General features: G+C 31.6%; 10 protein-coding genes. 5 read left to right on the plus strand and 5 right to left on the minus strand.

Annotation, left to right across the window (positions count from 1 at the left end; genetic code table 11):
* Positions 1-210 precede the first annotated feature (210 nt).
* Positions 211-435 carry a type II toxin-antitoxin system RelB family antitoxin gene (gene relB, locus DWY01_RS10920; RefSeq protein ID WP_117996151.1) on the plus strand — a complete coding sequence of 75 codons (225 nt, stop codon included), beginning with the start codon at positions 211-213 and terminating at the stop codon, positions 433-435.
* Positions 436-702 (plus strand): type II toxin-antitoxin system RelE/ParE family toxin, encoded by a 267-nt coding sequence (locus DWY01_RS10925; RefSeq protein ID WP_003866042.1) that lies wholly within the window; start codon positions 436-438, stop codon positions 700-702.
* Positions 703-725: 23 nt separating this feature from the next.
* Here the strand turns inward: DWY01_RS10925 and DWY01_RS10930 are convergent, their stop codons facing one another.
* A complete protein-coding gene (locus DWY01_RS10930; protein ID WP_117996152.1) occupies positions 726-2,075 on the minus strand; it encodes a hypothetical protein in 1,350 nt (449 codons plus the stop codon).
* Between the two features lie 248 nt (positions 2,076-2,323).
* Here DWY01_RS10930 and DWY01_RS11605 point away from each other — a divergent pair, with 248 nt between their 5' ends.
* Positions 2,324-2,500 carry a hypothetical protein gene (locus tag DWY01_RS11605; protein ID WP_158553710.1) on the plus strand — a complete coding sequence of 59 codons (177 nt, stop codon included), beginning with the start codon at positions 2,324-2,326 and terminating at the stop codon, positions 2,498-2,500.
* 10 nt (positions 2,501-2,510) lie between these two features.
* The gene (locus DWY01_RS10935) at positions 2,511-2,717 is read left to right on the plus strand and encodes a hypothetical protein (RefSeq protein WP_117996153.1); all 207 of its coding nucleotides are present in this window, start codon (positions 2,511-2,513) and stop codon (positions 2,715-2,717) included.
* 15 nt (positions 2,718-2,732) lie between these two features.
* On the opposite strand, the gene DWY01_RS10940 is transcribed toward DWY01_RS10935, so the two are convergent.
* Both DWY01_RS10940 and DWY01_RS10945 read right to left on the minus strand, forming a co-directional pair.
* Positions 2,733-3,104 (minus strand): hypothetical protein, encoded by a 372-nt coding sequence (locus DWY01_RS10940; protein WP_181979368.1) that lies wholly within the window; start codon positions 3,102-3,104, stop codon positions 2,733-2,735.
* Complete coding sequence (locus DWY01_RS10945) at positions 3,101-3,712, minus strand: hypothetical protein (protein ID WP_117996154.1); 612 nt, start codon at positions 3,710-3,712, stop codon at positions 3,101-3,103. The genes DWY01_RS10940 and DWY01_RS10945 overlap by 4 nt, the downstream gene beginning before the upstream one ends.
* A 792-nt stretch (positions 3,713-4,504) precedes the next feature.
* Between DWY01_RS10945 and DWY01_RS10950 the strand changes: the two genes are divergently transcribed.
* Complete coding sequence (locus DWY01_RS10950; protein ID WP_117996155.1) at positions 4,505-5,035, plus strand: hypothetical protein; 531 nt, start codon at positions 4,505-4,507, stop codon at positions 5,033-5,035.
* A 653-nt stretch (positions 5,036-5,688) separates the two neighbouring features.
* Here the strand turns inward: DWY01_RS10950 and DWY01_RS10955 are convergent.
* Positions 5,689-6,348 (minus strand): hypothetical protein, encoded by a 660-nt coding sequence (locus tag DWY01_RS10955; RefSeq protein ID WP_117996156.1) that lies wholly within the window; start codon positions 6,346-6,348, stop codon positions 5,689-5,691.
* Positions 6,332-7,660 carry a hypothetical protein gene (locus DWY01_RS10960; protein ID WP_117996157.1) on the minus strand — a complete coding sequence of 443 codons (1,329 nt, stop codon included), beginning with the start codon at positions 7,658-7,660 and terminating at the stop codon, positions 6,332-6,334. The genes DWY01_RS10955 and DWY01_RS10960 overlap by 17 nt, the downstream gene beginning before the upstream one ends.
* Positions 7,661-7,690 lie beyond the last annotated feature (30 nt).

The raw sequence follows: 7,690 nt of genomic DNA on the forward strand, positions 1-7,690 counted from the left end.
CTCCTTTCTAGCCGTCTGCAAGACCGCAAACCCTTACGGCGATAGCCTTAAGGTTGAGTTTGCGCTCTCAATCGGCGAGGCCTTATATTCTTATTGTAGCACATGTTTTACTGGTAAAAAAATCTATATTTTCTTGTCTCTCGGTCTTTGACAAAAATGAACTTCAATTATATAATTGTATTACAAGTAATACATAAAGGAGGCTTTATTATGACTACAATTTCTTTAAGAGTTAATGACGATGAATCTAAATTAATTCATGACTATGTTTCTGTTAATCAGTTAAATATGAGCCAGTTTATTCGTGATGCTGTTCTGGATAAAATTGAGAATGATCTTGATCTTGATGAAGATCGTATCTTATATGCGTTTGAAAAAGCTAAACAAGAAAAAACATATGATCATACTGAAGTTTGGAAAATGCTTGGTGTCTAAATGTATAAAGTAGAATTTACTGAATCTGCAGTTAAACAGTTAAAAAAATTAGATAAGCAAACTGTTCGTGTTATAAAAAACTGGGTTATCAAAAATCTAGTCAATACTCCTGATCCTAGACTGCATGGAAAAGCTTTGAAAGGGAATCTAAAAGGTATTTGGAGATACAGGGTAGGAGATTATAGATTATTTGCATCAATTGAAGAAGAGATAATAACTATCAGCATTTTTGAAATCGGTCATAGAAGGGATATTTATAAAAAATAGGTTGTAATGAAATTTGTTACAACCTATTTTTTTATATTCCACCACTTATATACAGTTGGTTTGGTTAAACCTGTATCACGAATACAGTCCGCTTTTTTTCCTTCTGGATGTTCTAATCTCCACTTTTGAACTATATCTTTTTTAGGTTTTCTACCATTTCCAATTTTATTCCATGTTTTGTTTTGATTAATTTCATCTCGAATAAGATTCATCATTTTAACGTGATCTTTTTGTTTTCGTCCATTTCGTTTATTTCTTTCGATTCGAATATTCGTTAATTTCTCAATATCTTTTAACGGAAAAGTATTGTACCGTTCATCATAACACTCTAAAGCCGATTTAATATCTTCCTCGGTAAATGGTTCTTCTTCGTTTAAACCGTTTAAAAAAGGAATCAAATCTATTGCATCCTGCTTTATCTCATCTTTAGATAAACCGCATTTTATACCATAAATCACCAAAGTCATAATACAAAAATATCTGTGGCCATAGCTGGCTCCATTTTCTTCTTTTTTTATTTGTTGGATCCACCAGTCGTATAGATCACGTTTTACTGTCCAATAGCTTCTTATACCCTTTACAACCTTATTTTCGTACCATTCCGGATACTTTTCTTTTGCCTGATCCAGTGTTAATTTACTTTCCTTGAATAATTTTTTTTCATCAATCTCAATTTTAGTTGGAACAAAACGATTCAAATACTCTATATTAACTGGATGCTGGTTTATTCTATACACTTCAACTCTATCCAGTGGAGCATTCTTTTTACATTTGCCACCCAATATTCTAAAAGGCTGATTGATTCCTTGTTTTTGTACTTTTTCATCAACAGAAGTGTTTTTGTTCCACATTTTTTCGGTTAAAGAGTATTTGAATTCTTTTAATTGAAGCTTCAAATTAGGGAACAATGGTACTGGTTCTTCAAAAACATAATATAAATGTATCCCATGACCACTTAATGCCACGTAATTGGGTAATGGATAATAATCAAATTCCTTATTAAATGCAGCATAAAAGAAATTATTCAAACTCTTATCTGTAACACCATCAATATCAAATATCATTGCACACATTTTAGAAGCTCTATCCGATGTATATTTTGCCCCAAAATAAGTTAAACCATTCATTACACAAAAATCTGCATTCACAAGCTCATTTCGATAGATTTCTTCAAACTTATCTTCAAACATAATTCTGAAATGGCCATGATCTTCATTCTCATTCTTATAATAGGCAATTGGATTTGCTTTGAAACTTCCACTATCTTCATACTCCTTCTGAATGAATCCTTCTCCAATTCTAAAAATATCTTTATATACATCCAGTGGATCCATCTTCTCTCCACCATACCTCTTAATAACATCACTTAACATAGTTCTAAACACCTCTCTAAAACAAACATAAAAGAACAAAAAAGAATCAAAGGCCAAGAGCCCCCCCCTCTAGGTCACGTTATATTATCAATGAATTTTTTTTACCTTTTTCACTAAAAATATAACACCGATTTTTGTCGGTGTCCAATCATAATTTTACTCTAGCTGCGCACAGAGAAATATATAATATTTATAATTGAATTATAATTATATTTTAATTATATTATATGTATAAAGAGGTGTTGTTCATGAAACTTAAAGACTTATTATTAGTTGCAGATTGCAACTATCATGTATTTTTTAAAACAGATATATCTAATATTTCTGGACTTCCTTACGAAGAAATCAAAAAAGAACAGTTAAAAAACTATTTAGATATGACTGTATTACGTGTTGATCAAGACTGGAACATAACTATTGGATAGGAGAACGAACATGACAGATATTAGAATTGATAGACCAGAAGAAACTAAAACACAGACTAAGAAATACTATAAATCTAAATACTGTTTCAGTTTACATCTTCCAAAAGAGTTGGAAGAAAAAGTGAAGGATGCTGCTGAATCTGAAGCACGTAACGTTACATCCTATATTACAAGTCTTATCTTAAAAGACTTGAAAGAAAAGAAATTGGTAAAGTAAAAAAAGTAGTTGAAATTAAACTACTTTTTTTTGCTCGATTATTGTATTAAATTTTTTTAGAACTTTTTTTGCAATTTTTTCATCGTTTAAATATAAACTAGAATTAAATAAAACAGGTGTGTTTGATATATATATTGCTAATATTTCATCTGTTTTTGTGATTATTTTAATACCTACATATATTTTCGGTTCCATAGCCGTGAAAAATGATGCTCCACCTATATATTGATGAAGAAATGGTTTAGTTTTACCTTTAAAATCAGCTTGTTCATAAGCAATTTTTATGTTCTTTATATCATTGATTTTAAAAGTTCCTAAAGTCCCTTGTTTTATTTGAAATAAATCTAAATCATCGTTTATTTCGACACAATCAAATTTATAAATCATTTAAACCCCCAAGAACCTGATCCAGTTAATGTTTCACGGTATGGTTCATAGTAAGTAATATATCCCTTTGCATGAGCACGACCACCTGATGCACTTGCTGATACCCATGCATTGCTATGTGAAGAAATTAATGGACAATTTGTATATAATACAGTAGCATCCTTAACACTTGTAATATTCAAAGTTGATGTATTGAAATATACATACATGCCTACATTTATGGTTGTGTTATACCAGCTTACAGAATAGTGCCCACCAGAAGATCCCTTCAATACAATCCCGTTAATATTAATGTATTGATATGCAGTAGTACCAGCACGTGTAGTAAGTTCACTATTTGTTTTAGTGTCCCATCTAGAGTCATATAGAACTTCAACATAAGGCTCACCCATAGGTGCAGTGTCTAAAATTTTACCATTTTGATCTACATAATAAGGTGTGTTTCTTTGACTAGCTAAAACAGAATATCCTTCTTCCATTGTAATATCGGTTGTATTTGAAGAAAGAGTGTTTTCTTGTGCATATATATTTAGATTCATTCCACTAAGCAATAAAATAAATGATAATAGTCCACAGAAAAATAACTTAATATTAGATTTTATTTTCATAGAATTACCTCCTTATATAATTTTCTTTTTTAAGTAAAAATCACTAAAATGTCCATTGGTATCAAAGCTCCTTTTTCATTCTTTATGTATCTTTATATAGAAATTTTAACAAGTATAAATTTAAAAACATAGTCTATTAATGCTCTAAAATACATGATACAATTTAAAGGTAGTCAATAAGTACGTGTCCTCGTACTTAGCGCATGCTAAGTCTCGGATGTTTACTTTTGAAAAGTTCATGATATAATTCAAGTAGGTAAATTTGGTGGCAACACTAAAAGAAAAGAGAGGATTGCAGTCCTCTCTTTTTATTTTGTACTGTGCTACCGAGGACTATGTAACTAGTCCTTTTTCTTTATCTCTACAACAATCAAGTAAATCAACAAAAGTTGAATGATTGTATCTAAATTCATATAGGTAAATTTGGCAGCACAAGTACATGGACGTATCTAAAAACATACAAATACCTCCAATAAAAATTATAGCATAATCTGATATCTGAAAGCCCTCTAGGACACGTTATATTATCAATAGTTTTTTGACCCTATTTCACCAAAAAATTATTTTACTCTAGCAAACAAGTGCAATGTATTTGCTTTATAGTGCCAGACATACTTACTCCTTACTAGCCGTCGACAGCCTGACAACAGAACCCTTAAAGCAATTACCTTAGTGTTGAGTTTCCGCTCTTTCTCATATAAAATTATCATAAATCATTGTGTTAGCGCTTTCATTTTGCTATAATTTTTTTTAAAGGAGTAGAATGAATTAGTATTCATTCACGTATTATGTATGCAATCTTTAAAAAAGAAACTACTGACTATTTTATCTTTATCTTTATTCATTGTATTGGCTGGTAATTATAACGTTCTTGCAAAAATGGAAGAAAATGGAGAAAATTCAAATAATGCATGTGAAGTTTTAACATCGGAAGAACCAATGCTAAATAAAGAATATGTTAATGAAAATGGAGAAACAGTTCAACATTTTGAAGATAACACACAAGTTATTTATCATGAGGACGGAACAATAACAGTGTATTCTCCATTCGGACCAAAGCCTGAAAATGAAGATATGAGAATGAATTGGATTGCAATTGGTAAGGCTATACTAAAATTTGTAGCAGGAGTCATTTCTGCTTGTTCTTCATATGATTATGTAACTGGGCATGATATTTGTAGAACTGTTTTGAGATATATCCCTAAACCAACAAAAACAGAATATTCTGTTGATGGACTCTACCATCCAGGAAGGATTCCAGGGTGTGAACCTAGCAATTCGTTACCATGCAACTCAGGGTATTGGGAATATAGAGTTTATTAAACATTATGAAAAAAAATTTTGCAATTATCTTTCTAAGTATCATATCAATACTTTATATTTTTGATATTACTTTATTTTCCGCTAATCGTTTTCTCCAGGTTATTATAGGTTTATTAATTTTATTAAGTTTATATATTTTAGCAAAAAAAAAATCTTAATTTTATATTAATCCAAGCAGAAAACTCATAAGTCTTTAGCTTATAGGGGTTCACAGTAAAATAGGGTCAAAAACTATTGACAATATAACGTCCATATACAACCTGTTTTCTTGAGTTTACTCTAGCAATATTTTGCTAGAGTAAATTTACAATTGGACATTGAAAAAAAGTCAGAGACTTAGCTTCTGCTAAGTCTCTGACTTTTACTTTTTAAAAGTTCATGATATAATTCAGGTAGGCAAAAATCACAAAATTGTGCCACGTTAAGGAAAACTGACCTAGTCACTCAGTTTTCCTTTTTTTACAAAAAAAGAGAGTGGGTAGTCAGTCCACTCTTTTATGCTCTGTTGTCCGGTCATTTCTGTTGAGCTATTTGTAGATGTAGTTGGCGGCCACACCTGCTATAACAGAAACTAAAAAATCACAAAATTGTTGCACCACGTTCTCACCTCCTTCGCGTTGGTGAGCCCAGACAACAGAAAGATTATATCATAATTAAAAAACACTCCTAATAATTTTAAAAACACTGTTCATCACTTTATATGTTGGCCAGCCTAAAAAGCCTCCAATAAATACAAGCAAAAATCCAGCTGAAGCAAATGCTATCCACTTATTGATCCATACATTTTTAAAGTTGATCCAGAATTCTTTCTTTTTCAAATCTTCACTGATTCTATCAAACTCTTCCTTTTTGGATTCAATCGATCTATTTATGGTGCTTAATTTGTTTTCTTGATATTCTATGCGCTCTGAAAGCCGTTTGATTTGTTCCTTAAGAACAGTTTCCTGGTTTCTGTAGTTTAAATCAAGTTCTTTTCTTTTTGCCTCGTACAGCGCATTTAATGAGGTTGTATCCGTGATATTGTCGTTTAATTCAATGATTTGCTGATTCATTACCTGCTGGTTATGGGCAAACCTATCTAATCTGTCATTCAATTGTTCCTTCTCTTTTGCTGCAGCCACTTCATTTTGTGCGAATACAGAACGAATCAGTTGTCTCATTGCATCTTGATTAGAATCTAATTCTTGTTTTTTACAAGCAACTGTTTGTTCTAATTCATCCTTCTGCGTCTGTATCTGGTACTGCTGATTGCTTGTTTGTTGTACCTGCTGCTTCAACCTATCCAGATTGCTTTTTTTAGATATCGATCTCATATCCTCTGCTCCTTTCTATCATTCTTTGATGTTCTTCAATCAGAGATGTAGCTTTATCTATACGTTCTTCAAAACTCAATCCTTTGATCTCCTTTCGATATTCCTCCTGTGTGAGGTCTTTATATGCTTCCGGTTCTAATACCTTTAGCTGACTTAACATCTCTTTTTGGCGTATATCTTGTTCTTCTATGTCATGTATCAGACTTAACTTGCTGTCTATCACTTCTGTAAATTCATGATCAAGATGATTTAGATCTTCAATCTGATTACTTAGACTTTTAATTTCATTATCAAGTCTTTTATTTTCTTTAAACATGTCATTGAATTTATCTTTTATTCCATTCCAGGCCTTTGCAGCTTCATATTCTCTGCTTTTGCGTTTGATATATACTTTAAGATTTCGGAGTGTATCCATGACCCAGTCTGCCATTTCATGCACTAACTCAATTGCTTTTGGCGTTATTTTCTTTTCTTCAGCATTTGCCTCTTTTACATTTGCCAGGACTTCTTGTTTAATAGAAATGTAATTTTTCAATTGTATCGGTTCTAATTCAATATGTTGTTTTACATTTTCGTTATATCGTTTAACTTCTGTATTCCACGCTTTTGCATTATCTAAATAATCTTTACTTGCTCCTTTGTATAACTTCTTCTGTGATAGATAGGGGTTATTTTTTATACCATCGTGTAAATCTAATTTGTACCCATACTTATTTAAAGTATCTTTGACTATCTTGTTTTTGTAATGTAACCACCAACGTTCAGTAAATTTCTTATCCTTTACTTTGAATATGTCCGTTTGGTATTTGATGTTACCCTCTTTATCTCGTTGGACTTCGCCCTTTTTATGAACCAATACAGCATTTTCACTATTTGCTTTCGCTAATTTATGCGTATCTTTATCATGCCAAATGTCTTTCTTATAGACTTTAGGGTCGAGATCTATTTGGTTTTCACGCTCACTAAAAAGAATATGGACATGAAGATTCGTGCGATTGTGATTCCAATGAACTGCATATTCATAGTCCTTATTTTCGCCAACTATCTCATGAGCCAAGTCATCACAGACTTGCTCTAATCTTCGTTTATCTTCGGCAAGTTCATTCGGTAAAGCAATATGCACTTCAAGTGCCTCATTATTGGCAACATTCGATTTTTGATGTTCCTTTTCAAAAGAAGAATGTTCCTGCCATGAGTATTGCATTTCTATTTTTTGCAATACGATTTTTTCTTGTCGCTTCTCATCATTCAAATAATCGGAACGACCAACTACATTTGAAATTTTGGCTATTCTACCATAAACTGTTGCCATAAATTTCACTCCTTTCTAGCCGTCTGCAAG

The sequence above is a fragment of the Eubacterium sp. AF22-8LB genome (assembly GCF_003458715.1).
Taxonomy (GTDB): Bacteria; Bacillota_I; Bacilli_A; order Erysipelotrichales; family Erysipelotrichaceae; genus Holdemanella.

Excerpts from the sequence above, each read along its gene's own strand:
- DWY01_RS10960 (WP_117996157.1), bottom strand. The coding sequence starts at position 7,660 with ATGGCAACAGTTTATGGTAGAATAGCCAAAATTTCAAATGTAGTTGGT.
- DWY01_RS11605 (WP_158553710.1), top strand. The coding sequence starts at position 2,324 with ATGAAACTTAAAGACTTATTATTAGTTGCAGATTGCAACTATCATGTA.
- DWY01_RS10950 (WP_117996155.1), top strand. The coding sequence starts at position 4,505 with ATGCAATCTTTAAAAAAGAAACTACTGACTATTTTATCTTTATCTTTA.
- DWY01_RS10955 (WP_117996156.1), bottom strand. The coding sequence starts at position 6,348 with ATGAGATCGATATCTAAAAAAAGCAATCTGGATAGGTTGAAGCAGCAG.
- DWY01_RS10945 (WP_117996154.1), bottom strand. The coding sequence starts at position 3,712 with ATGAAAATAAAATCTAATATTAAGTTATTTTTCTGTGGACTATTATCA.
- DWY01_RS10925 (WP_003866042.1), top strand. The coding sequence starts at position 436 with ATGTATAAAGTAGAATTTACTGAATCTGCAGTTAAACAGTTAAAAAAA.
- relB (WP_117996151.1), top strand. The coding sequence starts at position 211 with ATGACTACAATTTCTTTAAGAGTTAATGACGATGAATCTAAATTAATT.
- DWY01_RS10935 (WP_117996153.1), top strand. The coding sequence starts at position 2,511 with ATGACAGATATTAGAATTGATAGACCAGAAGAAACTAAAACACAGACT.
- DWY01_RS10940 (WP_181979368.1), bottom strand. The coding sequence starts at position 3,104 with ATGATTTATAAATTTGATTGTGTCGAAATAAACGATGATTTAGATTTA.
- DWY01_RS10930 (WP_117996152.1), bottom strand. The coding sequence starts at position 2,075 with ATGTTAAGTGATGTTATTAAGAGGTATGGTGGAGAGAAGATGGATCCA.